Genomic DNA, 25,101 nt, shown 5'->3' on the forward strand with positions numbered 1-25,101 from the left:
GTTCGACTCCTCTCGGGCGCGCTTTTATTAACGGGAAGTGGCTCAGCTTGGTAGAGCACCTGGTTTGGGACCAGGGGGTCGCAGGTTCAAATCCTGTCTTCCCGATATTCCTAAAAAACATGGGGCCTTAGCTCAGCTGGGAGAGCGCCTGCCTTGCACGCAGGAGGTCAGCGGTTCGATCCCGCTAGGCTCCACTTATATTAATATCATTTATGGCGGTGTAGCTCAGCTGGCTAGAGCGTACGGTTCATACCCGTGAGGTCGGGGGTTCGATCCCCTCCGCCGCTACCATAAAGGACCTTTAGCTCAGCTGGTTAGAGCAGACGGCTCATAACCGTCCGGTCGTAGGTTCGAGTCCTACAAGGTCCACCATTAGACGTATATATCTCGGAGGTATACCCAAGTTCGGCTGAAGGGATCGGTCTTGAAAACCGACAGGCGGCGAGAGTCGCGCGGGGGTTCGAATCCCTCTACCTCCTCCATTTTTTCTAAAGTAAATATTTTATCATCGCGGGGTGGAGCAGCACGGTAGCTCGTCGGGCTCATAACCCGAAGGTCGCAGGTTCAAATCCTGTCCCCGCAACCAAATGGTCCCGTGGTGTAGTGGTTAACATGCCTGCCTGTCACGCAGGAGATCGCCGGTTCGACCCCGGTCGGGACCGCCATTTTTACATAAAGGCTCGGTAGCTCAGTCGGTAGAGCAGAGGACTGAAAATCCTCGTGTCGGCGGTTCGATTCCGTCCCGAGCCACCATTTTGAAGTCGCAAGCCGACTTAGCTCAATTGGTAGAGCAACTGACTTGTAATCAGTAGGTTGGGGGTTCAAGTCCTCTAGTCGGCACCACTTTCAAAATGAGCCATTAGCTCAGTTGGTAGAGCATCTGACTTTTAATCAGAGGGTCGAAGGTTCGAGTCCTTCATGGCTCACCATTTACAATTTAATGCGGGTGTAGTTTAGTGGTAAAACAAGAGCCTTCCAAGCTCTGGTCGAGAGTTCGATTCTCTTCACCCGCTTTTCAATTATGGGCCTATAGCTCAGCTGGTTAGAGCGCACGCCTGATAAGCGTGAGGTCGATGGTTCGAGTCCATTTAGGCCCACCATAATTGTTCCGCAGTAGCTCAGTGGTAGAGCTATCGGCTGTTAACCGATCGGTCGTAGGTTCGAGTCCTACCTGCGGAGCCATATTTATAGAGAAGTACCCAAGTGGCTCAAGGGGCTCCCCTGCTAAGGGAGTAGATCGCGAACGCGGTGCGAGGGTTCGAATCCCTTCTTCTCTGCCAGAACTGGCCCGTTGGTCAAGTGGTTAAGACACCGCCCTTTCACGGCGGTAACACGGGTTCGAATCCCGTACGGGTCATACTAAAAGAGATAGCATAATCTGCTATCTCTTTTTTGTTGTATAAAAATGGACTTTGGATAGTCTGCTTTTTTATGCAATAGAAGAAATATGAAGTATTCGCTGTTGCAGTTGGGTACATAGAGAGCCGTAAATACAATCATGTTAATTATTTGGACCTGTATGAATATGAAGGAATTAACTTCAACTTGAACTTTTACCCCAGCTGTATGGCTGTAGCCTCCTACACTTGGAGAAACCGATGAAAAATGCATCTGGGAGCTACTGTGGAAAATAAATAATATATAGAAGAAGTTGCTTTCTCTCAATAGCTGTGATCTACTGAAGACAGTTTTTTTATGTTGTCAGTATTGTCGAGTTTTGCCGGTAAGTCGATATATTGCAAAAATCGCTGATATAATTTGAGTTACGATCGATAAATTTTAATAATCGCTGATATATTTGGAGTTACGGTCGATATATTCTAAAAATCGCTGGTATAATTTCACTTATCGACAAAAACCACAAGAAAATCCCTTTCACAATCTAAAGAAAACGCCTCCATTGAAATGGATTCCACACCTATTCCAATAACTTTACACTCTATGTGAAAAAGTTCACAAATAGGTCATAATTTGTGAAGTAATTCACAATAATACGTGCTACAATATGAATGTAAAGAAGTTAAACAACATTAAATTAGTATTTTAATTAATTACTTAAACAATCATAAAAAAATATATGTGAACAATAGAGAGGGGAAATTACCATGAAAAAAGGTATCAATCGTGTAGTATTAGTAGGAACAGGAGCTGTAGGTTGTAGTTACGCTTACTCAATGATCAACCAAGGTGTAGCTGAAGAATTCGTATTAGTAGATGTTAATGAAGCAAAAGCAGAAGGGGAAGCAATGGACTTAAGCCATGCGGTACCATTCTCTCCATCACCAACAAAAGTTTGGAGCGGTAGCTATGCAGATTGTAAAGATGCAGATTTAGTTGTTATCACTGCTGGGTTACCACAAAAGCCAGGTGAAACTCGTTTAGACTTAGTTGAGAAAAATACAAAGATCTTTAAACAAATCGTTCGAGGCATTATGGATAGCGGATTCGATGGAATCTTCTTAATCGCAACTAACCCAGTTGATATTTTAACTTACGTAACTTGGAAAGAATCTGGTTTACCGAAAGAGCGCGTAATCGGTTCTGGTACTACTTTAGACTCTGCTCGTTTCCGTTACATGTTAGGTGACTACTTAGATGTAGATCCACGTAACGTTCATGCTTACATCGTTGGTGAACACGGTGACACTGAACTTCCAGTATGGAGCCACGCTACTATCGGTGTACAAAAATTAGAAACAATCTTAGCTAACAACGAACAGTACAAACAAGAAGACTTAGACAAAATCTTCGAAAACGTACGTGATGCAGCTTACCATATCATCGAGCGTAAAGGTGCAACTTACTACGGAATCGGTATGTCACTACTTCGTGTAACTAAAGCAATCTTAAACAACGAGAACAGCGTATTAACTGTATCTGCATACCTTGAAGGTCAATACGGCGAGAAAGATGCTTACGTAGGTGTTCCAGCTGTAATTAACCGCGAAGGTGTACGTGAAATCGTAGAACTTGAGCTAAATGAAGATGAAAAAGCGAAGTTCGCTCATTCTGTAAAAGTATTAAAAGAAACAATGGCACCAGTACTATAATAATTGCTAAATAGTTCAGAGGTGGGAAACTGCTTCTTACCTCTGAACTTATATAATTTAATATAAATTCCTTTTCCGGTTTCCCTTGTATATCCCCAATATACCCCTTTTGCTGGATAAGGGTCGTTTATAGAAAAAGAGCACTCTATTTTACGTAGAGTGCTCTTTATTATTCCGCTATTTGCCGGGCAGTAAAACCTCAATTGATTAAAGTTTCACTTTATTATTTTTTAGGCATTAATCCTAATTTCTTTAAAATATCTGCCAGTGTACCGCTTTTTGATTTTTCAGCAGCTGTTTGTGATTTAGATACATCCGAACCTTTTTTTCAAGAAGTTCTTTTCGACGAAACGAATATCTTTATCACCTGCAAGGTTTTCGTCATGTTTTGCATAATAATATTGACCAAGTAGCTTTCAGTATCTAATTTTGTTATTAGACAGCTTGAAATGAGTTACTCGGTGTTTCGGAATCACTGAAATAAGCAAATAAACCACCGAATGTAAGTGATAAGCTGAGCGTTGCCGTGCCAATTTCCATTTCTAATTTTTGTTTTACTGGCATAAGAACCTACTTTAATTTAATTTTTTATCACATTTTCATTTTGGATATAAATAGGGTAAACACATTATTTTAGTATGCTTTATTGAGAACAAAAATGTCTACTTATGAATTTCGCATTTCAATAAAATTGTTGTAAAAATGTTGAGAAACATTTTTTATGACAGATTATTTTTCTATGATTTCAAGTAGGAAATAACGTGAAAAAGAGGAAAAAGCTAATAAAATAGAGGTTGAGAAATAAATATGAAGATGAAAGATTAGTGGGAAATAAAGCGTTTTCAATGAATATTCGTCAAAATTCGATATTTTACACGGAAATGTGAAGGAAAACTAACATTTTTAAGAAAAAAACGAATGTTTTTTATAAATTAACAAGGATATTGCAGTTTTTCACAGAAATAGTTAAAGTATAAAAAATTCTGTCATCTAAGTGAGGTGAGCATATTGAGTGTAATAAATTGTGAAGAAGTGAAACGAGATGAGTTTCATACAGAAAAGTACTATGAAAGTTATAACATCTTTGGCGCACATGTTGTGACGGAAGATGAGATTCAAGGGGTACGATTTACAGTGTGGGCTCCTCATGCGAAAGCAATGAGTGTTGTTGGAGATTTTAATGAGTGGGATTATGAGCAACATAAAATGCTACAAGTGACAGAAGAAGGCATTTGGTCCTTGTTTATACCGCATATTGAAGAAGGAGAAATATATAAATATGCGATTGAAACGTTGGCTGGTGACGTCATTTTAAAGGCAGATCCGTATGCTGTATATGCAGAAGTAAGACCGAATACGGCATCTGTAGTTTTTGATATAAAGGGATATGAATGGAATGATAAAAACTGGACTCGTAAGAAAAAGAAAAAATCGATTTATAAAGAAGCGATGACAGTTTATGAATTGCATTTTGGTTCTTGGAAAAAGAAAGAAGATGGAACATTGTATTCTTACAGGGAAATGGTAGAAGAACTCATTCCATATGTGGTGGAACATCAATTTACACATATTGAAATTATGCCGCTTGTTGAGCATCCATATGATCGTTCTTGGGGATATCAAGGGACGGGATATTATGCCGCGACGAGTAGATTCGGCACGCCACATGATTTGATGCATTTTGTCGACGAATGTCATAAATATGGAATCGGTGTCATTTTAGATTGGGTGCCGGGGCACTTTTGTAAAGATGCTCACGGTTTATATTTGTTTGATGGGACACCGACTTATGAATATAAAGATAAAGATGTGCAAGAAAATCCAGTATGGGGAACTGTCAATTTTGATTTAGGAAAGAGAGAAGTACGTAATTTCTTAATTTCAAATGCGTTATTTTGGATGAGATATTTCCACATTGATGGTTTCAGGGTGGATGCCGTTGCAAACATGCTGTACTGGAATAAAGAAGGACAGGAGCAAAGTAATGAGCACGCTGTTTCATTTTTACGAGAGTTAAATGAAGCGGTGTTTGCAGAAGATGAAGATTTTCTTATGACAGCAGAAGATTCAACAGCTTGGCCACTTGTAACAGCCCCAACGTATGAAGGTGGACTTGGATTCAATTACAAATGGAACATGGGCTGGATGAATGACGTGCTGAAATATATGGAGTGTGCGCCTGAATATAGGAAACACATTCATGAGAAAATGACGTTTTCTTTGCTATATGCGTACTCTGAAAACTTCATATTACCGCTTTCTCATGATGAAGTCGTTCATGGGAAAAAGTCGTTATTAAATAAAATGCCAGGTGATTACTGGGATAAGTTTGCTCAGCTTCGTTTATTATATGGATATTTCTTTACTCACCCAGGAAAGAAATTACTTTTCATGGGAGGGGAATTCGGACAGTTTGATGAGTGGAAAGACCTTGAAGATTTAGATTGGAATTTACATGATTTTGAAATGCATCGTTATATGCATGATTACTTTAAAGAACTCATAGCATTGTATAAGCGCTCAAAACCACTTTGGCAGCTTGATCATTCGCCTGAAGGTTTTCAGTGGATTGATGCTAATAATAACGAGCAAAGTATTTTCTCGTTTATCCGCCAAGGGGATAAACAAGAGGATGCGTTAGTTATCGTATGTAATTTTACGAAAGCTACATATGAAAACTATAAAGTAGGTGTACCAGATTTCGAGTATTATAACGAGATTTTAAACAGTGATGCACAGCAATATGGCGGTTCGGGGCAAGTGAATAAGAAACGTCTTAAGACGATTCTAGAACCGTACCATAATCAAGCAGCACATGTAGAGATTACAATTCCACCATTTGGCGTATCCATATTACGACCAGTGAAGACGAGAAAGGGGAGCAAAAAACAAGATGGCTCAAAAACAAAAGTGCGTAGCAATGTTACTAGCAGGGGGAAAAGGTAGTCGATTAAGTGCATTAACAAAAAATTTAGCCAAGCCAGCTGTTCCATTTGGTGGTAAATATCGCATTATTGATTTTACGCTAAGTAACTGCGCAAATTCTGGTATTGAAACGGTTGGGATTTTAACGCAATATCAACCACTAGAACTTCATAATTATATCGGAATCGGCAATGCATGGGATTTAGACCGAGTAAGCGGTGGAGTCACAGTATTACCTCCTTATGCGGAGTCTTCAGGTGTGAAGTGGTACACAGGTACGGCAAGTGCCATTTATCAAAACTTAAACTATTTAAGTCAATATGAACCAGAGTATGTTCTTATTTTATCAGGCGACCATATTTATAAAATGGATTACAGTAAGATGCTAGATTACCATATTGAGAAAGAATCGGACGTATCCATTTCTGTTATTGAAGTACCTTGGGATGAAGCGAGTCGCTTTGGCATTATGAATACAAATGAAGAAATGGAGATTGTTGAGTTTGAAGAGAAACCACAATTTCCAAGAAGTAATCTTGCATCAATGGGAATCTATATTTTTAATTGGTCAATTTTGAAAGAGTATTTAGAGATGGATGCAAGAAACCCTGAATCTAGTAACGATTTCGGAAAAGACGTACTTCCGCTTTTATTGGATGAAGGGAAGAAGTTAATGGCGTATCCGTTTGAAGGATATTGGAAAGATGTTGGAACGGTGAAGAGCTTATGGGAAGCGAATATGGATTTGCTTCGCGATGAAACATCACTGAATTTAAACGATCGTAATTGGCGTATTTACTCTGTCAATCCAAACGAACCGCCTCAATATATTGCTGAAAAGGCGAAAGTAGAAGAATCGCTTATTAACGAAGGATGCGTCATTGAAGGGGACGTGAAGCATTCTGTGTTATTCCAAGGAGTGACGGTGGAAGAAGGAAGTATGGTGATTGATTCTGTCGTTATGCCAGGGGCTAAGATTGGTAAAAATGTTGTGATTGAAAGAGCGATTGTTGGATCAGAAATGGTTATCGAAGATGGAACAATCATTCGTCCAGAAAAGAATGTTGACGATGTAGTATTAATTGCTGAAGGGAAATAGAAAAGGGGGATGAAATGAATGGGAGAAAAAATGTTAGGAATTATTAATGCAACGGGAAGTTTTCCTTCCTTAAAGAAAGTAACAGGGCATCGTTCACTAGCGGCGTTACCGTTTGGGGGCCGTTATCGACTCATTGATTTCATGCTTTCAAATATGGTGAATTCTAGTATTCATAGTGTGGCAGTTTTTACAAGCCATAAAAATCGTTCGTTAATGGACCATGTTGGTTCAGGAAAACAGTGGGATTTAGATAGAAAACGAGACGGACTATTTTTATTCCCGCCAAACTGCCAATGTGACCAAGATGAATTTGGGTCTTTTGCACACTTTAGAAGACATATTGATTATTTTCTAAGAAGCAGAGAAGAGTACGTTGTTATTACGAATAGCCATCTCGTAACAGCATTAAATTTTCAAGCGGTGTTAGAGCGACATATACATACGGCAGCTGATATTACAGAAGTTTGCCATGAAGGGGTTTCGCTTCAAACATACGTGTTAAAGAAACAATTATTGTTAGACTTATTTGAGTCATATAAAGGTGTGGAACAATACAGTTTATTTGATGTAGTGAGAGAAAAGCGCGGGAAATCATTACACATTGCTACATATGAACATACTGGATATGTAGCAATTATTGACTCGATTGAAAGTTACTATAAACATAGCTTAGAAATTTTGCAACCTGCTATTTGGAAGCAATTATTTAAGAAAGAAGCACCGATCTTTACGAAAGTAAAAGATGAGCCACCAACTCGTTATTTAAAGGGTGCAGTCGTGAAAAATACAATGATTGCAAATGGCAGTATTATTGAAGGGGAAGTCGAAAATAGTGTTGTTTCCCGTTCGGTTAAAATTGGAAAAGGTTCAATTATTCGTAACAGTATTATTATGCAAAAGAGCCAAATTGGAGATAACTGTATAATAGACGGTGTTATTATTGATAAAGACGTGAAAATTGGCGACGGTGTCGTATTAAAAGGAAGCGCCGATGAGCCGTATGTTGTAGAAAAAGGAAGCGTACAAAACAGTACGATTAATAGTTATTCCTAAAGAATCAGTGGGGGCTTTTTCCTCCACTGATTAAAGTTTTAATTTAAATGAAAACTCGAAGGGAGGAAGCTGCAAGAGGAGTAATAAAAACTTTTCGCGCAGTGGGACAACAAGTGAATATTTTATTTGCAGTATCAGAATGTGTACCGTTTGTGAAATCGGGAGGATTAGCTGATGTAGCGGGTGCGCTCCCAAAAGAGCTAAAAAAATTAGGAGTGGACGTTCGTATTATACTTCCGAATTATAGTCTCATTCCGCAAAAGTTAAGAGATGGATGTACGTTACATAAAGTAATTAACGTCCCTCTTGGGTGGAGAAATCAATATTGTGGAATTTTAAAAGGTGAGCAAGACGGAATTACGTATTACTTAATAGATAATGAATATTATTTTAAGAGAGATTCTCTGTATGGTCATTACGATGACGGAGAGCGTTTTTCTTATTTCTCAAAAGCAGTGTTAGAGTGTATTCCGCACCTTGATTTTGAAGTGGATGTTCTTCATAGCCATGATTGGCATACGGCTATGGTTAATTTCTTACTTCGTGAAAAGTATCAAGATAACCCGTTATATAAGCGTATTAAAACGGTATATACGATTCATAACTTGCAGTTCCAAGGTGTATTTCCTCCTGAAGTGATGTACGACTTGTTAGAGCTTGGTGATGAATATTTTCATAGTGAGCAGCTAGAGTTTTATGGAAACGTAAACTTTATGAAAGGCGGTATTATTGCTTCGGATCAAATTACAGCGGTGAGCCCGACGTATAAAGAAGAAATTCAATATGAATTTTTCGGTGAGAAGTTAGATGGATTACTGCGAAAATATAATGATAAGCTTAGCGGCATTGTAAATGGTATTGATACGAGCGTATATAATCCAGAAACGGATTCGTATATTAAGGCCCAGTATGATGCAGAGTCATTATATGAAAAGAGTGAAAATAAACGCGCCTTGCAGCGTTATTTTGGTTTGCCAGAAAAAGAGGATACACCAATTATTTCAATGGTAACGAGATTAACGAAGCAAAAAGGTCTTGATTTAGTACGTACTGTATTCCGCGAAATAATGGAAGAAGATATACAATGTATTATTTTAGGTTCAGGTGATTCGGAATATGAGCAATTCTTTGAGTGGATGGCATATGAGTATCCGGAGAAGGTAAAAGTTTATATCGGATTTAATGAAGAATTAGCTCACCAAGTGTATGCGGGAAGCGATTTGTTTTTAATGCCATCGCTGTTTGAACCGTGTGGACTTGGACAACTTATCGCATTAGCATACGGTACGATTCCAATTGTAAGAGAAACAGGTGGGTTAAACGATACGGTACATTCTTATGATGAAGAAACTGGAGAAGGAAATGGTTTCAGTTTCACGAATTTTAATGCACATGACATGCTGCATACGATTCATCGTGCAATTGAATTCTATCATGATAAACCAGTGTGGGAGCAGCTTGTAAAACAAGCGATGACTGAAGATTATAGCTGGGAGCAATCGGCTCTTGCTTATAAGGAATTGTATAAAAGTCTCATGGAATAACATGTAGGTGGTGAAAAAATGTTTACTCATGTTGAAAGTTTTAAATTAACTTTTCTAGAAAAGTTAGAGACGATGTATGGTAAAAGTTTTAAAGATTCTACAACTCGTGATCAATATAATACGCTCGGCCATATGGTACGTGAGTATATGAATAGTCAATGGATTGCAACGAACGAGAGTTATCGATCCGGAGAGCAAAAGCAAATGTATTACTTGTCTATTGAGTTTTTGCTTGGACGTTTGCTTGGAAGTAACATCTTGAATTTAGGTATTCGAGATGTATGCGAGCAGGGGTTATCTGAACTAGGGATTTCGTTACAAGAGTTAGAAGAAGTGGAAGCAGATGCAGGCCTTGGTAATGGTGGGCTTGGACGCTTAGCAGCCTGTTTTCTCGATTCACTCGCATCTTTAAACTTACCAGGACACGGCTGTGGAATTCGTTATAAACATGGTTTGTTTGATCAGAAAATTGTTGATGGTTATCAAGTTGAATTTCCAGAACAGTGGCTTCTTCATGAAAACGTATGGGAAGTAAGAAGGTATGATCAAGCTGTAGAAGTAAGTTATTTCGGCAGTGTTGAACCGCTAGAAATTGACGGGCGTTTAGAGTTTAGGCATACAAATGCAGAAGTCATTATGGCCGTGCCATATGATGTGCCGGTAGTTGGCTATGAGACGAGTACTGTAAATACACTTAGACTTTGGAATGCTGAACCAGTTCCTTTCCCGCAAAACTGCAAAGATATTTTGAAATATAAGCGTGAAACAGAGGCTGTATCGGAGTTTTTATATCCAGATGATACGCATGATGAGGGAAAAATACTTCGTTTAAAACAACAGTATTTCCTCGTATCAGCAAGTTTGCAAAATATCGTTCGAATGCATAGAGAAAGATATGGTGACCTTCGTCAACTACATGAAAAAATTGCGATCCACATTAACGATACACATCCGGTTTTAGCAATTCCGGAACTGATGCGTATTTTACTAGACGAAGAAAAGTTAGCATGGGAAGAAGCTTGGCACATAACGACGCAGACGATTTCTTATACGAATCATACGACGTTATCAGAAGCGCTCGAAAAGTGGCCAATTCACATTTTTAAACCGTTATTACCGAGAATTTATATGATTATTGAAGAGATTAATGAACGTTTCTGTCATGAACTGTGGGAACAGTATCCGTATGAGTGGGATCGTATTGAAGCAATGGCGATTATTGCACATGACCTTGTGAAAATGGCTCATTTAGCGATTGTCGGTAGCCATAGCGTAAACGGTGTAGCAAAAATTCATACGGAAATATTAAAGCAGCGGGAAATGCGATTGTTTTATGAATTTTATCCAGATAAGTTTAATAATAAGACGAATGGAATTGCTCATAGGCGCTGGCTTATGAAAGCAAATCCACAGTTAACAAATCTCATTTCAGAGGCGATTGGAACGGAGTGGAAGAAAGAACCGATTAAGCTTCAAGAGCTACAATTAGTTCAATATGATGCAAGTTTCCAAGAGAAATTTGCAGAGGTAAAACAAGAGCGTAAAGAGATTTTAGCGGAACGTATTCATAATACAATGGGGATTACCATTGATCCAAATTCTATTTTTGATGTGCAAGTGAAAAGATTACATGCTTATAAACGACAATTATTAAATGTTCTTCATATTTTATATTTGTATAACCGTTTGAAAGAGGATGCTAGTTTTACATTTTATCCGCGTACTTTTATTTTTGGAGCGAAAGCATCACCTGGCTATTATTACGCGAAAAAAATTATTAAATTAATAAATGAACTCGCAAGAAAAGTAAATAATGACCCGTATGTCAGTCAATATATGAAAGTTATCTTTCTAGAAAACTATCGAGTTTCTTTAGCTGAAGATATATTCCCAGCAGCGGATGTAAGTGAACAAATTTCAACGGCGAGTAAAGAAGCATCGGGAACAGGTAATATGAAATTTATGATGAATGGTGCGATTACACTCGGAACGCTAGACGGTGCTAACGTTGAAATAAAAGACCGGGTCGGTGAGGATAACTGTTTTATTTTCGGTTTAACAGCCGAAGAGGTTCTTCATTACTATCAAAATGGTGGGTATCGTGCAAGTGATTATTATCACCACAATAGGCACATTAAAAAAGTAGTTGATCAATTAACAAATGGTTTCTTTGCACAATCGGGAGCTGAATTTGAAGCGATTTACGATTCTCTCGTTATTCAAAACGATGAATATTTCGTTCTGCGAGATTTTGGTCCGTATGCTGAAAGACAAGAAGCTGTTGGTAGAGCTTATGAGAACCGAACGAAGTGGCTAGAAATGTCTATTTTAAATATTGCACAGTCTGGTCATTTTGCGAGCGATCGAACGATTTTGCAGTACAGTAATGAAATTTGGGGTATCGGTAATGCAGTTAAACAGTTTTAAAGAGGTTGCTATATTGGGAGATATATTATCGATTTACCAACAAAAATGGATATTAATAAATAAAACGAGCTTAATAAAATTAAGCTCGTTTTATTTATTTTGCTTAAGAAAGAAATGGAACAGTGGTATATATGATACCTGCCCCATCATACTCTCCTGTTGCAAAGTATGAAAATGTAAAGAAACCTGTAACCGTAAAAATTACAATAAGAAAAAGTGCGAAGATAAATTTTAACATGTAAGGTCCCCTCATCCAAAAATAACTTCATACATTATTATAGTATACGAATATTTTATTTCCAATTGTTTACTGGTTAAAAATGAGAAGTCAGACATGTTTTGTATGTTGTAATGGAATGATTATTTGTAATGGATTTTGTGTTTTTTGTAAATGTCATGTTGTGATGGACGTGTGCATACTCCCAATCATGATCATTAAAATTTATGTTTCGGGGAGGGAGAAGTGGGACGACATCGAACAAGTTGACGAAACGAAAGCTACTAGCTACTTGTAGTTTATAATAATTTCGAAAAGCGATATCTCCTACTTTTGGAGAAGCGAATGTATAAAGTCCATACTGTGCGAAGGCAGTATTTATACGTGCATCTAATATGTGTAATGTGGCAAGCGCGCCACCTAGACTATGCCCAGTAGCTAGCAGTTTTTTATGTGCTGGCAATGATACGAGCATATCCATAATAGAATCACGACAAGACTCATAAATAGAGAGAAAACCGTTATGGACATTTCCGCCATTTAAAGCATAAGGATAAGGTTTTTGATTGACGAGAGAATCAATAATCCAATCTGGATCTGTTTGAGTGCCTCTGAAGGCAACAATAATTGTATCCTCAGATTCTAATATAAATCCGAACCATTCTGTTGTTTGAATGGCCTTTCCTTGAAACCCTTGTACATATTGAAAACCATCTGGTATTTCGAAAATGCCATTTTGTTTATATTGTTCATACGTTAACTCACAACAAGAAGCTAACAGTATGGCAGTGTCTTTATCAAAGGATAAAGGAGTACGCATTAAGGAAGCCCTCCTTAAGAAAAAGTATAGTTCAATATATGCAGTGAGGAACTTGATTCATTCTTTTGGAGGTGGGGAATAGCTTGTATCGCTTATCTAAATCAGTGGAGGAAATTATAACGTCAAAATAAAACAGTGCCTGATAAGGGCACTGTTTACTCTTTTTCATCTCAAGGAATCGACTTTTTTAGTTATTCTTAATGAACTGACGCATGCGTTAGTTGCATAAGTAAGAGGTTTGAAAAAATAGTCTGTATATATTTGAACGATGAATAACTTACCTATTTTCTTGTGTTTGTTTACACTATATACAGAAAAATTTGAAAAACAAAACGTATTATTTATCTGTTTGTTTTTGCTTCTTTTTCAAATACTCCGTACGCAATTTTTCAAGTTGTTGCTTTTTATCAAATTTGGCAGGTTTCTGTTTTTCATGGAACTTTGCCACAGCTACCTGACTTTTGGAATCCAATTGATATTTTCCCACTTTGTTCACCTACTTTTCTTGTCTCTAAAGAGAATCTATTCAACAAATATAATATACCTTATTTTCCTGAAGTAAACCTTATTACTTTATTTTAACTGCTTTTTCTCGTTTGTAGACGTAAATTAAAACACCCTTTCACTTTAATTACTGCAAGCAAGGGTGTTTTAATTTTATTATTTTATTAGTTGATGGCCATGCCTACATAAGGGCACAGTTTACTCTTTCCCATCTAATAAACGACCAAGTCCACCTAATACACTACCTTCGCCAGTACTTTGCGCTGCTGGGCTTGTAAGGCGTGCTGCTAAGCGGCTAAGTGTTAAGGACTGAATCCAAACTGTTCCAGGACCTTCTAATGTTGCGAAGAATAAACCCTCACCGCCAAATAGAGCTGTTTTTACTTTACCAACGAACTCGACATCATAGTTAATGTCTTTTGTCATAGCAACGAGACAACCTGTATCAATGCGAAGTTTCTCACCAGGTTTTAATTCACGTTTATATACAGTTCCACCTGCGTGCATGAAAGCAAGGCCGTCACCTTCAAGTTTCTGCATGATGAAACCTTCACCACCGAAGAAACCAGTTCCTATTTTTTTCGTAAATTCAATTCCGATGGAAACACCTTTTGCGGCACAAAGAAAGGCATCTTTTTGACAAACTACTTTTCCTTGATACTCTGTTAAATCTACAGGAATAATTTTACCAGGATAAGGAGCAGCAAATGAGACGTGGCGCTTGCCGTGACCTGTATTTGTAAATACAGTCATAAACATACTTTCGCCTGTAACGAGACGTTTACCAGCGCCCATTAATTTTCCGAATAAACCTCCAGATGGGCCAGAACCATCACCGAAGATTGTTTCCATTTCTATGTAATCTTCCATCATCATCATTGCGCCAGCTTCTGCGATCACGCTCTCTTCTGGATCTAACTCAATTTCAACAAACTGCATATCATCGCCATATAACTTATACTCGATTTCGTGTGCTCTCATTTTTTTCACCTCGTATGTAATAGATACTTATATTGTACAGAATTTAATAGGATTAGAATACTTTAGTTTTGTTAATTTTCAAATAAAGTGGAACCAGCCAAAACTGATTATCAGCTCCCGCCAATCAAGCTGTCCACAAATGGCGGGATAATATATTAATATAGAAATTCAACATTATATTAAAATTATAAAAAAATGGTGGAATGAAAGTGTTCTCATTTGACGTTTTGGATATAGCGTGATATAGTGAAATCACTATTGAGCTACATAATGTGGTACGGAAATAAAGCACGTTGAATTAAAGGCTGTAAGCTTGTTATACATTCATGTCCTTTATATCCACCTTTTCATGTGGATTCATAGTTTCATTTTTATTTAGGAGGTACATGACATGCAAACAGGTAAAGTTAAATGGTTCAACAGCGAAAAAGGTTTCGGTTTCATCGAAGTTGAAGGTGGAGACGATGTATTCGTTCACTTCTCAGCTATCCAAGGTGACGGATTCAAAACTTTAGAAGAAGGTCAAGAAGTTTCTTTCGAAATCGTTGAAGGTAACCGTGGACCACAAGCTGCTAACGTTACAAAAAACTAATTAGCTAGCGATAAAAAGCATTCCGATTTTCGGAATGCTTTTTTTTATTCTTTGGAGCTCGACTCATTTGAAGATAATTCACCTTTGAAGGTACGTTCTTCAAAATCATCAAGCATTTGTTCATATTCTTCATGCTCTTCTGTAGCGAAAACTTGTGGGTTTTTCCCGTACATATCCGTACCGATAAAGTTTTCAAAATCCTCCACGTAGCCTACGTTTTCTTCACTATTTACGTACATGCCATTATAGTTTTTTGAATCTTGTCTTTCTAAATCGGACGGCGTTTCAGACGTTCCGTAATTTGCGACATCTTGCCACGCATCTTCCGCATCGTATTCAACAGAATGATCCTCATCATGCTTGTGGAAAGAAGGAGACAATACTTCTTCTTCAACTGGTCGTGTATCCATATTTAACTTATTTGTCGCGTGCTGAACGCATGTTGTAGCAGTCGGCATTGCTTCCAATCTTTCAAATGGGATTTCTTCATCAGACACTTCGCAAATGCCGTACGTACCCGCTTCTATTTTTTGCAAGGCATGTTTCGTGTCCTCAAGCTGTTTATGCCAAAGTTCAATAAGCCCGAAGTCTTTTTCCCGTTCATATAGCTCTGTAGCCATATCAGCTGGATGGTTATCATAGCTAGACAGTTCTCCTACTGAGTCACGTTCAGAAGCACGATCTGTATTTTCATGAGTTTGTATCGTTTGCTCTAGTTCTTGTTTTTGTTTTTCTAAAATGGATTTAAATTGACCTACTTGTTGTGGAGTTAACATAGTCGTCCACCTTCCTACAATTCAGTTTCTTTACATAGTATGAGCGTTGAGAGTAGGAATTATGAGATGAATTTTAGATATGAAAAAGGAGCCGCATAAGCAGCTCCTTTTATAGAAAGTATCCAAGTAATAATCCGATTCCCATTAGGAAACCGAAGATTGTATTTGTTTTTGCTGTTGCAATCATCGCAGGTACCATTTCCATCGGAATGCTTTTGCCGATAAAGCCTTTCGTCGCTTTAAATGCTTTCGGCGCACTTAAAAATACGATAAGCATCCATGGTGATACGATGCCCACGATAATTAAAGCAATTGTCCAAATGTAGGAAACGATGAACATCGAAGCAAGTACACCAACCGCTCGCTCGCGTCCAACGAGAATTGCTAACGTTTTACGACCGTTTTCTTTATCGCCATCCAAGTCACGAATATTATTGGCTAGTAAAATGGCACCAATTAAAATGGAGCTTGGAATAGATAGTAAAATGACTTCTGATGTTACAGTTCCAGTTTGAATAAAGAATGAAATCCCGATAATAATGACACCCATAAATAATCCGGCTGTCAACTCTCCAAATGGTGTATATGCAATTGGAAGTGGGCCACCTGTATAAAGGTAAGCAACGGCCATACAAACAAGACCGATTGCAGCAAGCCACCAGCTAGAATTTATACAAATATAAACACCTAATAGTATTGCGATGCCGAAAAATCCAAATGCTAAGTTAAGCACTGTTTTTGGCTGAATGCCATCGCGAACGATAGCGCCGCCGATACCAACTGAACCTTCGTGATCGAGTCCTCTTTTATAATCAAAGTATTCATTAAACATGTTTGTTGCTGCTTGAATGAGAAGACAAGCAAGAAGCATCATAAGGAAAAGAGGAAGATGTATTTGATTTATACCTCCGACCTGCATCGAATATGCTGTTCCGATGAAAACAGGCACGAAGGCTGCTGTTAATGTATGGGGACGTAGTAAACTCCACCAGATGCGCCAGCCTGTTTGCTTACTTGGCTTTGGCGCCGTAGGAGAGGAATTCGTTTCGACGTTCATTTCCATGTTGAATCCTCCTTTGGTCACATATTGTACACAACTAAGTGTAGAAAAAGCATCATTTAGTGTCAACGTTTATTTTCTAGGAAGAGAAGGTGGATTTCTCAGAAATGCTAAACGTTGACAGGCCTTTCGTTTGAGGTGTATCTTAAAATCAAGCGTAATTATGACTATTTTTCGCCCATAGGGGGGAGACAATTGTGATTCAAACGAAACAAAAAGGCTTGCAAGAAGTTCTTATTGCAGCCATCAAGCGTGCAACTAACGAAAAAACATTAGTTAGTTTTGTAAAACAAATAGACTGGGTGGATCCGCTTCTGTTCTATGCAGCAGGAAAAAGGATTTCATTCGAAAATAGATGTTATTTTGCAGATCCGGCTCAGCGTGTAATATTTGCAGGAATTGGCTCTGTTTTCACTATAGCAAATTCTTCTCATAAGCGCTTTCAAACCGCTCGCGACGAGTGGGAGAAAGTAAGAGAGAATGCATTTGTCCAAAGAGATGAATATGAATTTGGAACGGGTCCGCTTTTATTTGGTGGTTTTTCCTTTGATCCAGAAAAAGAGAAAACGGACCTATGGAAAGAGTTTAAAGATACGACATTTTCACTACCAGCATTTTTATTAACTGTAAAAAATGAAAAAGCATGGTTAACGATGAATACATTTGTTTCAGCAGCAGATTGTGCAGAAACTCTTTATAACGAAATGATTTCTTTAGAAGAGAAAATTTTGGGAGAGAGTAAATGTGCGCTAAACGAATCGAAATTGACTGTTATTTCTAAAGTGGAAGTGGATCCGAAAGGCTGGATGAAAGCAATTGAAAAAGTACAAGATGAGATGAAGCAGGGGAACGTGCAGAAGGTTGTATTGGCGAGGGAACTAAAAGTAGAGGTGAATCATTCGATTGATTCTGCTCTTGTTTTAGAAGCACTTCGTATTGGTCAACCGGATTGTTACGTATTTTCTTTTGATTATAAAGGAGCATGCTTCTTAGGAGCGACGCCTGAGAGATTAATTCGCAAAGAAGATGAGAAATTTACATCGATGTGTCTCGCGGGTTCAATCGGTCATGGTCATTCTATAGAAGAAAGTAAGCGAAATAGTAATGCGCTTCTTCATGATGAAAAGAATTTAGCTGAACATGGGTATGTTGTTAACATGATCCGCTCGGTACTAAATGAACATTGCAAATACGTTAATATTCCGGAAAGCCCAGGTTTATTAACAACGAAAAACCTAATTCACTTATATACGCCTGTAGAAGCAAAAGGCGATGCGAGTCTTTTAACAATGGTAGAAGAATTACATCCAACACCAGCTCTTGGCGGGACCCCTCGTTTGGAAGCGATGAAACTGATTCGTGATGTTGAATTGTTAGACAGAGGGTTGTATGGTGCACCGATTGGCTGGATAGATGATGAAGGAAATGGTGAATTTGCGGTTGCGCTGCGCTGCGGATTATTAAACGGCGAGAAAGCATCCTTATTTGCCGGTTGTGGTATTGTAATTGATTCAGTCCCACAGCTTGAATATGAAGAAACCAGTTTGAAGTTTAGACCGATGCTTGGTGCTTTGGAGGAATTAATGAAATGAACAATCATATAGAAGCATTATCATATTATTTAGGCGCGTTCGTGGATGAACTGACGCGTCTAGATGTATGTGATGTTGTCATTAGTCCAGGCTCACGGTCAACGCCGATTGCTTTACTAATGGAACAACACGAAGGAATGAACACATATTTACATGTGGATGAAAGATCAGCAGGATTTTTCGCGCTCGGTATTGCGAAAGCAAAAAAACGCCCAGTAGCATTATTATGTACGTCAGGAACAGCAGCAGCGAACTATTATCCAGCTGTATGTGAAGCTTTTCATTCAAGGGTCCCACTTATCGTCTTAACAGCGGATAGACCGCATGAATTAAGAGATGTGGGTGCACCACAAGCAATGAATCAATTTAATTTATACGGTACTTTTGTGAAACAATTTACAGAGATGGCACTGCCAGAAGCAAGTGAAGCGATGTATCATTACGCTCGTATGACGACGCAGCGTATAGTAGCAAATGCTTGTTTAGCGCCGCAGGGTCCTGTTCATCTTAATTTTCCAGTTCGCGAGCCACTTATCCCTGATTTCTCACTAGAAAGCTTATGGGATAAAGGACGTAGTGAATATACAGGAGTAGTTCAGCAAGGAAACGCGGTGATGCCGAGTGAATATGTAGATTCTCTTGTAGGGCGCCTTTCACATATGGAAAAGGGGCTTATTATTTGTGGAGATGATAGTCATGCAGAAATCGCAATGTTTGCAACGCAACTAGCTGAAAAAACTGGCTATCCTATATTAGCAGACCCACTTTCTAATATTCGTAGCGGACACCACGATAAAACGATGGTAATTGACTGTTATGATACATTTTTACGAAATGAAAAGTTAAAAGAAACATGGAAACCGGACGTTTTAATTCGCTTTGGTGGTATGCCTGTTTCTAAATCATTAACGCAGTTCATAAAAAAACAAACAAAAGCAGTTCATATCGTCGTCGATGAATCAGGACAATGGAGAGATCCAGCTCTTGTTGCGACAGAAGTTGTGCAAGCAAGTGACATTGAATTCTGCAAGGCATTAATAGAAAAAATGCCAGTTATGAAAAAGAATGATTGGTCCCTAATGTGGCAACATATAAACGAAAAAACGAAGGAAACGCTTCGTGAAATGGAAACATATGAAACTGCATTTGAAGGAAAGGTTATTACAGATATTGTGCGCGTATTACCAGAAGACGCAACGCTATTTGCGAGCAATAGTATGCCAATTCGTGATACAGACTCATTCTTCTTCACATCGGATAAAAACATCCATGTGATGGCAAACCGTGGTGTAAATGGTATTGATGGAATCATTTCGACAGCTCTAGGAGCAAGCGTTATTTGCGATCCACTTGTATTAGTGATTGGTGATTTATCATTTTATCACGATTTAAACGGGCTGTTAGCAGCGAAATTACATGAATTAAACATAACAATTGTCGTTGTAAATAATGATGGTGGGGGTATTTTCTCATTCTTACCACAGTATGAGAAAAAGGAACATTTTGAATCATTATTTGGAACACCAATTGGACTTGATTATGAGCATGTTGTCAAAATGTACGGCGGTTCATTTAGCCGTGTAAATGGTTGGGAGCAATTCCGAGAAGAAGTTCGAAAAGGAACGACGACAGAAGGTTTACACGTTGTGGAAATTTGTACGAATCGTGATGAGAACTTAACATTGCACCGTACATTATGGGCAAAAACGATGGACGTAATTACTACATCTTTACAAGGTGAATCAAAATGAAAGTAACGCTGCAAGGTGTATCGTATGAATATGAAGTAGTCGGAAGCGGGGAACCACTTCTACTTCTTCATGGTTTTACGGGAAGCATGGAAACGTGGCGTTCTTTTATCTCTTCATGGAGTGAGCAGTTTCAAGTTATTGTAGTGGATCTTGTTGGACACGGAAAGACTGAGAGTCCTGAAAATGTTGTGCATTATGACATCCGAAATGTGGCATTGCAGATGAAAGAACTATTAGATTACCTTCATATTGAAAAAGCACATATACTTGGCTATTCAATGGGCGGTAGATTAGCGATTACGATGGCATGTCTATATCCAAATTATGTACATTCTCTTTTATTAGAAAATTGTACAGCTGGGCTCGAAAACGAAGCAGATAGAAAAGAACGTCGTGAAAAAGATGATCGACTTGCCGATAAAATTGAGCGAGAAGGCATAGAAAGTTTTGTATCCATGTGGGAAAATATTCCGCTTTTTGAAACGCAAAAACGTTTAGCACAAAACGTACAAGAAGAGGTGCGAAAAGAACGGCTTGCTAACAACCCAAAAGGGCTCGCAAATAGCTTGCGCGGCATGGGAACTGGGGCTCAGCCTTCATGGTGGGATGAGCTGAAAAACTTAAAAATACCTGTTCTTTTAATGAACGGAGAGCATGATGAAAAGTTCTTTCGCATATTAAAAAACATCGAAAAATGCGTGTCTGATGCGAAATTTGTCAAAATTCATGGTGCTGGCCATGCAATTCATGTGGAACAACCGGAAAAGTTTGATACAATAGTAAAGGGATTTCTAAAAACTATGCAGTGATACTTTTTTCAGCAAGAAGGAAGCCACGCTTATAGGTGAAATCAGAAATATACAAGGAGGTAGTTGTAATGGCTATTGAATGGGTAAAAGAAGGCAATTACGAAGATATTATTTATTCAACATACAATGGTATCGCAAAGATTTCGATTAACCGTCCTGAAGTACATAACGCATTCCGCCCAAAAACGGTAATGGAGTTAATCGACGCTTTTGCACAAGCTCGTGATGATGCAAATGTTGGCGTTATCATTTTAACAGGTGAAGGTGGACGTGCATTCTGTTCTGGCGGCGACCAAAAAGTTCGCGGTCATGGCGGATATGTAGGTGATGACCAAATCCCACGTCTAAACGTATTAGACTTACAACGTCTAATTCGCGCAATTCCTAAACCAGTTATCGCAATGGTAGCAGGTTATGCAATCGGTGGAGGACACGTACTTCATATCGTATGTGACTTAACAATCGCTGCAGACAACGCTGTATTCGGACAAACAGGTCCTAAAGTAGGAAGCTTTGACGGTGGATACGGAGCTGGTTACTTAGCTCGTATGGTAGGCCACAAGAAAGCTCGCGAAATTTGGTACCTATGCCGTCAATATAGTGCTGGGGAAGCACTTGATATGGGCTTAGTAAACACTGTAGTACCATTAGAAGAGCTTGAAGCAGAAACAGTACAATGGGCACAAGAAATTTTAGCAAACAGCCCAATGGCACTTCGTTTCCTAAAAGCTGCATTCAACGCAGACACAGACGGTCTAGCTGGTATTCAACAACTAGCTGGAGATGCAACGTTATTGTACTACACAACTGACGAAGCAAAAGAAGGTCGCGACGCATTCAAAGAAAAACGCAGTCCGGACTTCGGTCAATTCCCTCGTTTCCCGTGATGAAACCAAAAGCGGAAGCGGCTTGCTTAGAACAAGAGGGCATTGGAACTTCTGACGTAGAGGCGCTTTTTGCCTCGTAGGAAGAAGTGAAGCCACTGAACATTCTAGCCGCTGTAGCTGGATGTTTTAAAAGCGGAGCCGACTGTTTAGCCCCGTTGGCTAAGGTTCTTTCGCACAGAAAGTGTTTTTTACTTTCTCGTGCGGAAGGTTCTTAGACGGAAGGGGCTAGGAGGCACAGCTGGATAAGGTCAAACCGGAAACAAAACAACTAAGAGACTTGATATTATATCAAGTCTCTTTCTTTCATGAAAGGAGAATGAATGATGGAGACGATGCCAAATTGGTTAATGCACCGTGCATTTTTAACACCAGATCGCACTGCAATTGAAATAGAGGAAGAGAAAGTTACTTTTATGGAGCTGCATGAAAAAGTAGTATCTGTTTGTGAACACCTCACGCATGTTGGAGTGGAGCGAGGGCAAAAGGTGGCTGTTCTGATGAAAAATGGTATGGAGATGATTACAGTTATTCACGCCCTATCTTATGTAGGTGCAGTAGCTGTGCTTTTAAATACGCGTCTTTCAAGAGAAGAGCTACTTTGGCAAATGGATGATGCTGAAGTTGTTTGTTTAGTAACGGATCAAGATTTTGATGCTAAAGATGTTCCTGTTTATTCATTAGCCGAAGTGATGAATGGACCAAAAGAGGAAGCCTCTATACAAGAAGAGTTTTCTTTAGAAGAAGCGATGACAATTATTTATACGTCTGGGACGACAGGCAAACCGAAAGGCGTTATTTTAACGTACGGCAATCATTGGGCAAGCGCAGTCGGTTCGTCGCTTAATTTAGGACTTCGTGATGATGATTGTTGGTTAGCCTGCATGCCGATGTTCCATGTTGGCGGGCTATCTCTTTTAATGAAAAACATTATGTATGGCATGCGTATTTTACTTGTTCCGAAATATGATGCTGATTTTATTCATAAAGCACTTCAAACGAGAGGAGTAACAATTATTTCTGTCGTTTCTAAAATGTTAACTGATTTATTAGAGCGACTTGGGGCAGAGACATATCCATCTTCTTTACGATGCATGTTACTTGGCGGAGGACCAGCGCCAAAAACACTATTAGAAGCATGTGTAGAAAAAGGAATTCCTGTATATCAAACGTACGGTATGACAGAAACATCTTCGCAAATTTGTACGTTATCCGCAGATTACATGTTAACGAAAGTAGGATCAGCTGGAAAACCACTATTTCAGTGCCAACTTCGTATTGAAAAAGATGGCGTAGTAGTGCCACCATTTGCGGAAGGTGAGATTGTAGTAAAAGGACCGAACGTAACAGGCGGTTACTTTAACCGTGAAGATGCGACGCGAGAGACTATTCAAAACGGATGGCTTCATACTGGCGACCTCGGTTATTTAGACGAAGAAGGGTTTTTATACGTATTAGATCGCCGCAGTGATTTAATTATTTCTGGCGGAGAGAATATATACCCAGCTCAAATTGAAGAAGTGTTACTCTCCCATCCGGCAGTAGCGGAAGCTGGCGTTGTCGGTATGTCTGACGACAAATGGGGACAAGTACCAGCTGCTTTTGTTGTGAAAAGCGGGGCGGTAACAGAAGAAGAAATTCTTCATTTTTGCGAGGAGAAGTTAGCGAAATATAAAGTGCCGAAGAAAGCATGTTTCTTAAAGGAATTACCACGTAACGCTTCGAAAAAATTGTTAAGACGAGAGTTAAGACAATTAGTGGAGGAGATGTAGGTGGAAATAAAAAAAGCGACACTGTATATAACGGAAATGCCACTCGTAATCCCGTTTGCTGCAAGCTACGGGACTTACGAAAAGCGTGAGAGTATCGTTATTGAATTAGAGGATACGGACGGGTACATCGGATTTGGGGAAGTCGTTGCATTCTCTGAACCGTGGTATACGGAAGAAACGGTGAAGACAGCGCTGCATGTACTGCAAGACTTTTTAATACCTGATTTATTAAAGGCTGAAATTTCTCATCCGAATGAGGTGCCGGGTCTATTTCAACATATAAAAAGAAACCGAATGGCAAAAGCCGGAATAGAGGGGGCTGTTTGGGATTTATATGCGAAGCGTCAAAAGAAATCGCTAGCGACAGTACTTGGCGGAACTAGTCATGAAATTGAAGTCGGCGTTGTAATTGGCCTTAATACGATTCCAGTTATGTTAAAACAAATCGAGAAGTACACGGAAGAAGGATACGAGCGTTTTAAAGTGAAAATAAAGCCAGAGCATGATTACGAATTATTGAAAGAGATTCGTAAAGAGTTCCCAGGTATCCCGTTAATGGCTGATGCAAACTCAGCATATACATTAGGGGATACGGAGAGGCTGAAACGACTAGATGAATTCCAATTAATGATGATTGAACAACCGTTAGCGGATTACGATTTTCTTGATCACGCGGAATTGCAAAAGAAAATTGAAACGCCGATTTGTTTAGATGAAAGTATTCATAGTTTAGAAGATGCACGCGTTGCGATTACGCTTGGCAGCTGCCAAATTGTGAACATTAAACCAGGGCGAGTGGGCGGATTAACAGAATCAATCCAAATCCATAATTATTGTATGGAACATAACGTACCCGTTTGGTGCGGTGGTATGGTAGAGATGGGGATTTCACGAGCGCAAAATGTTGCTCTTGCGTCATTGCCTAACTTTACGATTCCAGGAGATATATCTGCTTCTAGTAGACATTGGGAGCAGGATATTATTTGGCCGGAAGTGATGCTTGAGGGCGGGAAAGTGATGGTGCCGCAAAGCGTTGATGCTGAGTATGAAGTAGATCGCGGAAGATTGGAAGAAATTACGAAGCAGCGGATTGTGTTTGAGCGGTAAATGGAAGTTTCATTAGGATGCCCGCAAATAGCGAGAGGATTTTGTCGTTCATTGTCGGTAAGTCGATATATTTCAATAATTGCTGATATAATTTGAGTTACGGTCGATATAATTGGAAAATCGCTGATATAATTTTAT

General features: G+C 39.0%; 19 protein-coding genes, 15 tRNA genes and 2 pseudogenes. 28 read left to right on the forward strand and 8 right to left on the reverse strand.

Annotated elements, in window-relative coordinates; all coding sequences use genetic code 11:
- Nucleotides 1–31 precede the first annotated feature (31 nt).
- The 16 genes from MR136_RS22710 to MR136_RS22785 all read left to right on the forward strand — a co-directional run bounded on the left by MR136_RS22710 (nucleotide 32) and on the right by MR136_RS22785 (nucleotide 3,050).
- Nucleotides 32–105, forward strand: a tRNA-Pro gene (locus MR136_RS22710).
- A gap of 16 nt (nucleotides 106–121) precedes the next feature.
- A tRNA-Ala gene (locus tag MR136_RS22715) sits at nucleotides 122–194 on the forward strand.
- A 20-nt stretch (nucleotides 195–214) separates the two neighbouring features.
- A tRNA-Met gene (locus MR136_RS22720) sits at nucleotides 215–291 on the forward strand.
- Between the two features lie 4 nt (nucleotides 292–295).
- Nucleotides 296–372 (forward strand) — tRNA-Ile (locus MR136_RS22725).
- A gap of 17 nt (nucleotides 373–389) precedes the next feature.
- A tRNA-Ser gene (locus tag MR136_RS22730) sits at nucleotides 390–482 on the forward strand.
- A 27-nt stretch (nucleotides 483–509) separates the two neighbouring features.
- Nucleotides 510–586, forward strand: a tRNA-Met gene (locus MR136_RS22735).
- A 3-nt stretch (nucleotides 587–589) separates the two neighbouring features.
- A tRNA-Asp gene (locus MR136_RS22740) sits at nucleotides 590–665 on the forward strand.
- Nucleotides 666–677: 12 nt separating this feature from the next.
- Nucleotides 678–753 (forward strand) — tRNA-Phe (locus MR136_RS22745).
- 14 nt (nucleotides 754–767) lie between these two features.
- Nucleotides 768–843, forward strand: a tRNA-Thr gene (locus tag MR136_RS22750).
- Between the two features lie 10 nt (nucleotides 844–853).
- Nucleotides 854–929: transfer RNA gene (locus MR136_RS22755), tRNA-Lys, on the forward strand.
- A 13-nt stretch (nucleotides 930–942) separates the two neighbouring features.
- Nucleotides 943–1,013 (forward strand) — tRNA-Gly (locus tag MR136_RS22760).
- Nucleotides 1,014–1,023: 10 nt separating this feature from the next.
- Nucleotides 1,024–1,100 (forward strand) — tRNA-Ile (locus tag MR136_RS22765).
- A gap of 7 nt (nucleotides 1,101–1,107) precedes the next feature.
- Nucleotides 1,108–1,182 (forward strand) — tRNA-Asn (locus tag MR136_RS22770).
- Between the two features lie 7 nt (nucleotides 1,183–1,189).
- A tRNA-Ser gene (locus MR136_RS22775) sits at nucleotides 1,190–1,280 on the forward strand.
- Nucleotides 1,281–1,285: 5 nt separating this feature from the next.
- Nucleotides 1,286–1,357 (forward strand) — tRNA-Glu (locus tag MR136_RS22780).
- 748 nt (nucleotides 1,358–2,105) lie between these two features.
- Complete coding sequence (locus MR136_RS22785) at nucleotides 2,106–3,050, forward strand: L-lactate dehydrogenase (RefSeq protein ID WP_000715338.1); 945 nt, start codon at nucleotides 2,106–2,108, stop codon at nucleotides 3,048–3,050.
- A 223-nt stretch (nucleotides 3,051–3,273) separates the two neighbouring features.
- Here MR136_RS22785 and MR136_RS22790 read toward each other — a convergent pair.
- Both MR136_RS22790 and MR136_RS22795 read right to left on the reverse strand, forming a co-directional pair.
- Nucleotides 3,274–3,466, reverse strand: a pseudogene (locus tag MR136_RS22790) (dockerin type I domain-containing protein); the annotation flags it as partial.
- A 25-nt stretch (nucleotides 3,467–3,491) separates the two neighbouring features.
- Nucleotides 3,492–3,614: pseudogene (locus MR136_RS22795) on the reverse strand (TasA family protein); the annotation flags it as partial.
- Between the two features lie 444 nt (nucleotides 3,615–4,058).
- Here MR136_RS22795 and glgB point away from each other — a divergent pair.
- The 5 genes from glgB to glgP all read left to right on the forward strand — a co-directional run bounded on the left by glgB (nucleotide 4,059) and on the right by glgP (nucleotide 12,098).
- Nucleotides 4,059–5,996, forward strand: coding sequence for a 1,4-alpha-glucan branching protein GlgB (gene glgB / locus MR136_RS22800; RefSeq protein WP_017674570.1), 1,938 nt, complete (start codon nucleotides 4,059–4,061; stop codon nucleotides 5,994–5,996).
- Nucleotides 5,944–7,074 carry a glucose-1-phosphate adenylyltransferase gene (glgC, locus tag MR136_RS22805; protein WP_000057619.1) on the forward strand — a complete coding sequence of 377 codons (1,131 nt, stop codon included), beginning with the start codon at nucleotides 5,944–5,946 and terminating at the stop codon, nucleotides 7,072–7,074. Before glgB ends, glgC begins: the two co-directional genes overlap by 53 nt.
- Before the next feature lie 18 nt (nucleotides 7,075–7,092).
- The gene (gene glgD, locus MR136_RS22810; RefSeq protein WP_000504168.1) at nucleotides 7,093–8,127 is read left to right on the forward strand and encodes a glucose-1-phosphate adenylyltransferase subunit GlgD; all 1,035 of its coding nucleotides are present in this window, start codon (nucleotides 7,093–7,095) and stop codon (nucleotides 8,125–8,127) included.
- Between the two features lie 113 nt (nucleotides 8,128–8,240).
- Nucleotides 8,241–9,671, forward strand: a complete 1,431-nt coding sequence (gene glgA / locus MR136_RS22815; RefSeq protein ID WP_061457833.1) for a glycogen synthase GlgA — start codon at nucleotides 8,241–8,243, stop codon at nucleotides 9,669–9,671.
- 18 nt (nucleotides 9,672–9,689) lie between these two features.
- Nucleotides 9,690–12,098, forward strand: a complete 2,409-nt coding sequence (gene glgP / locus MR136_RS22820; RefSeq protein WP_242259626.1) for a glycogen phosphorylase — start codon at nucleotides 9,690–9,692, stop codon at nucleotides 12,096–12,098.
- A gap of 103 nt (nucleotides 12,099–12,201) precedes the next feature.
- On the opposite strand, the gene MR136_RS28470 is transcribed toward glgP, so the two are convergent.
- The 4 genes from MR136_RS28470 to MR136_RS22835 all read right to left on the reverse strand — a co-directional run bounded on the left by MR136_RS28470 (nucleotide 12,202) and on the right by MR136_RS22835 (nucleotide 14,620).
- On the reverse strand, nucleotides 12,202–12,336 hold the full coding sequence (locus tag MR136_RS28470; protein ID WP_000911075.1) for a hypothetical protein: 135 nt from the start codon (nucleotides 12,334–12,336) through the stop codon (nucleotides 12,202–12,204).
- Between the two features lie 76 nt (nucleotides 12,337–12,412).
- Entirely contained in the window at nucleotides 12,413–13,135 is a 723-nt protein-coding gene (locus tag MR136_RS22825; protein ID WP_001260111.1) for a lipase family protein, read from the reverse strand.
- A 337-nt stretch (nucleotides 13,136–13,472) separates the two neighbouring features.
- Complete coding sequence (locus MR136_RS22830; RefSeq protein ID WP_000521639.1) at nucleotides 13,473–13,622, reverse strand: hypothetical protein; 150 nt, start codon at nucleotides 13,620–13,622, stop codon at nucleotides 13,473–13,475.
- A gap of 215 nt (nucleotides 13,623–13,837) precedes the next feature.
- Nucleotides 13,838–14,620: a TIGR00266 family protein gene (locus MR136_RS22835; protein WP_001201257.1), complete on the reverse strand. Its 783-nt coding sequence runs from the start codon at nucleotides 14,618–14,620 to the stop codon at nucleotides 13,838–13,840.
- A gap of 391 nt (nucleotides 14,621–15,011) precedes the next feature.
- On the opposite strand from MR136_RS22835, the gene cspD reads away from it, so the two are divergent.
- On the forward strand, nucleotides 15,012–15,212 hold the full coding sequence (gene cspD / locus MR136_RS22840) for a cold-shock protein CspD (RefSeq protein ID WP_001193054.1): 201 nt from the start codon (nucleotides 15,012–15,014) through the stop codon (nucleotides 15,210–15,212).
- 44 nt (nucleotides 15,213–15,256) lie between these two features.
- On the opposite strand, the gene MR136_RS22845 is transcribed toward cspD, so the two are convergent.
- Both MR136_RS22845 and MR136_RS22850 read right to left on the reverse strand, forming a co-directional pair.
- Nucleotides 15,257–15,988: a yteA family sporulation protein gene (locus MR136_RS22845; RefSeq protein WP_017674566.1), complete on the reverse strand. Its 732-nt coding sequence runs from the start codon at nucleotides 15,986–15,988 to the stop codon at nucleotides 15,257–15,259.
- A gap of 109 nt (nucleotides 15,989–16,097) precedes the next feature.
- Nucleotides 16,098–17,051, reverse strand: a complete 954-nt coding sequence (locus MR136_RS22850) for a 1,4-dihydroxy-2-naphthoate polyprenyltransferase (RefSeq protein WP_000425762.1) — start codon at nucleotides 17,049–17,051, stop codon at nucleotides 16,098–16,100.
- A gap of 194 nt (nucleotides 17,052–17,245) precedes the next feature.
- Between MR136_RS22850 and MR136_RS22855 the strand changes: the two genes are divergently transcribed.
- The 6 genes from MR136_RS22855 to menC all read left to right on the forward strand — a co-directional run bounded on the left by MR136_RS22855 (nucleotide 17,246) and on the right by menC (nucleotide 24,963).
- Complete coding sequence (locus tag MR136_RS22855; protein ID WP_017674564.1) at nucleotides 17,246–18,640, forward strand: isochorismate synthase; 1,395 nt, start codon at nucleotides 17,246–17,248, stop codon at nucleotides 18,638–18,640.
- The gene (gene menD, locus MR136_RS22860) at nucleotides 18,637–20,391 is read left to right on the forward strand and encodes a 2-succinyl-5-enolpyruvyl-6-hydroxy-3-cyclohexene-1-carboxylic-acid synthase (protein WP_033696567.1); all 1,755 of its coding nucleotides are present in this window, start codon (nucleotides 18,637–18,639) and stop codon (nucleotides 20,389–20,391) included. The genes MR136_RS22855 and menD overlap by 4 nt, the downstream gene beginning before the upstream one ends.
- Nucleotides 20,388–21,200 carry a 2-succinyl-6-hydroxy-2,4-cyclohexadiene-1-carboxylate synthase gene (gene menH / locus MR136_RS22865; RefSeq protein ID WP_061457831.1) on the forward strand — a complete coding sequence of 271 codons (813 nt, stop codon included), beginning with the start codon at nucleotides 20,388–20,390 and terminating at the stop codon, nucleotides 21,198–21,200. Before menD ends, menH begins: the two co-directional genes overlap by 4 nt.
- Nucleotides 21,201–21,268: 68 nt before the next feature.
- Nucleotides 21,269–22,087, forward strand: coding sequence for a 1,4-dihydroxy-2-naphthoyl-CoA synthase (gene menB, locus MR136_RS22870; protein WP_000963882.1), 819 nt, complete (start codon nucleotides 21,269–21,271; stop codon nucleotides 22,085–22,087).
- A gap of 323 nt (nucleotides 22,088–22,410) precedes the next feature.
- Nucleotides 22,411–23,856, forward strand: a complete 1,446-nt coding sequence (locus tag MR136_RS22875) for an o-succinylbenzoate--CoA ligase (RefSeq protein ID WP_017674563.1) — start codon at nucleotides 22,411–22,413, stop codon at nucleotides 23,854–23,856.
- Nucleotides 23,857–24,963, forward strand: a complete 1,107-nt coding sequence (gene menC, locus MR136_RS22880; RefSeq protein WP_078421418.1) for an o-succinylbenzoate synthase — start codon at nucleotides 23,857–23,859, stop codon at nucleotides 24,961–24,963. It begins immediately after the preceding gene.
- Nucleotides 24,964–25,101: the final 138 nt, after the last annotated feature.

This window comes from Bacillus cereus group sp. BfR-BA-01311 (assembly GCF_022664295.1).
In the GTDB taxonomy this organism is placed as follows: Bacteria; Bacillota; Bacilli; order Bacillales; family Bacillaceae_G; genus Bacillus_A; species Bacillus_A cereus.